Annotated in this window: 2 protein-coding genes; both read left to right on the forward strand. The window is 33.1% G+C overall.

Annotation, left to right across the window (positions count from 1 at the left end; genetic code table 11):
* Positions 1 to 1,096, forward strand: a 1,096-nt coding sequence (locus F3G76_RS11240) for a hypothetical protein (protein ID WP_188116573.1), incomplete at its 5' end; no start/stop codon positions are given.
* 3 nt (positions 1,097 to 1,099) lie between these two features.
* Positions 1,100 to 2,024, forward strand: a 925-nt coding sequence (locus tag F3G76_RS11245; protein ID WP_149706671.1) for a thioredoxin reductase, incomplete at its 3' end; no start/stop codon positions are given.

Here is a 2,024-nt window from a genome sequence, read left to right on the forward strand (position 1 = left end):
GCTAATAACGAGTCTAAAAACTACAAGCGTAGTTTTACAACATTCAAAGCTTAATCTAATCATTCAAGCTTCAAACGCTTTTAGGCTTCATATGGCGATGGAGTATTATAAACTAAGTATAACTTATACAGAGATCACAACATATACCTTTATGAGATATACTCATAGGTTTAGCTATACAGATTTTCAAGAGATAAAGAGACTAATAAAAGATTATGCAGGATCATTAGGCAAGAGCATAGGTGCTTCTATGGTTAGTGGTGCATTAGAACTTTGGAAAACATCATATGAAAAACTAGAAGAGAACTACAACGAGATAATGCACACAAGATATACATATAAATTTAATGAAGCTTACGCACTAAATAATATCTCATATAAACCTATGTCTATAAAAGAAGCTTATGATAAAAATAGTACAAATAGCTATTGCTACTATCCAGTAATGATCTATCAAAACTATATAAGCCTAAATTTAAATAGACTATTTCTAGGAGCTAATATAAGTAGTGGGGGACTAGACTATAACTCATTTATATACTATGACATAGACCATAAGAAAAACAAACTATCTTTTAACCTAGCTTCTAAACTAGCACTAAATAACCTAAGTGCCTATCTATGTTTAGATGAGCTAAGAGGAGCTGGTAATGAGATAGATGCAAACTACTTTAAATATGCTAGAAGTAGATACACTGAATCTGATGTAGAGATAAGGGAGTTAAATTTGGATGTAAAAGAGGAGAAAGAGATATATAATAATTACAAGGATGGCGCATTGCCAAATAAAGCAGCAGGCAAACCAAAATATCCGATAGATGCCTATCAAGAGGCTGCAAATATTATATATATGCTTAGACTAGGAATTTTTAACACCAACTATGACAATACTCACCGTAACCTCTCAAGAGATCTAGTAGAAGCTCTTGATACTATTGGCAACAATAACATAAAGGGTATATATGTGGGGTGTAAGGAGTTCGGATCGTCAGATAGAAAAGACAAGAGTACTCAAACCACATCATCTATCCCACCTCGCCTAGTAGGTCGTTTAGCCACTACCATAGTAATGGAAGATGGTCTATATATAGGATAAGATATGAAAAAGATCATATTTATCATCATAGCTCTTTTAGTAGCCACAGCAGTAGTGGTAATAAGCAAAGGAAAATTACAAGATAAAGGAAATTTAATGGATAACACTAATACATATACAGTTATAGCTCCAAATGGAATGGAAATACCATTTGATAAAAAGACAAATTTAATGATACCAAACAATGACAATTATAAAAAACCTAGGACAAATAAGGAATACTTAGAAATTCAGTCTAAATATTTACTTGAAGCTCGCTCCATCCTAGACTCATCTTTATATAAAAACTATAAACCCCTATACTATAACCCTAAACCAAATTCTCTAGGTCAAACAGACTATCTATCTTTTAAACCATGGCTAGATATTAGTTATAAACCAAGCTCAAATAAACTATCACCTTGGACTAAATCAGAAAAAGCCTACTATGAAAGTTTAAAAGATAAGAGAGATAGATATATCTATCTAGTAAAAAGAAGTAATCTAAAATGCACTATGATAGATATCCCAGAAGATGCAATAGGTAGAGTGGATAGCAATGGCAAACTAACAAAGCCAGAGTATGCTGAAATTTATGATGAAGTAAATGCTCACAAAGGTACTCTAAAATCAGAACTATTTGCAGCAGAGTGGAATATATGTGCAGGAGTATTAGGAGATATGGGAGGATTTGTAGGAGGTGTTGGATTAGGTTATGCAGGATTTAAAGCAAGAGCATATCAATCAATGTTTCTATCAGCCCAGCTTGGTCAAGACGGAGCCCTAGAAGCATTAGCTGATTTATTTGAATACTCTACCTATTTAGTAGGTCTAAATAAAAATTTACAAATGGCTGAAGAGTTTAGAAAACTAGCTAAAAATCCTCCACTAGATGAATATGGGATGATGCCTTATCTTGATGAGATAGTAGGAAGCTACTTCGTGATGG

This window comes from Campylobacter concisus (genome assembly GCF_902460575.1).
GTDB lineage: Bacteria > Campylobacterota > Campylobacteria > Campylobacterales > Campylobacteraceae > Campylobacter_A > Campylobacter_A concisus_AW.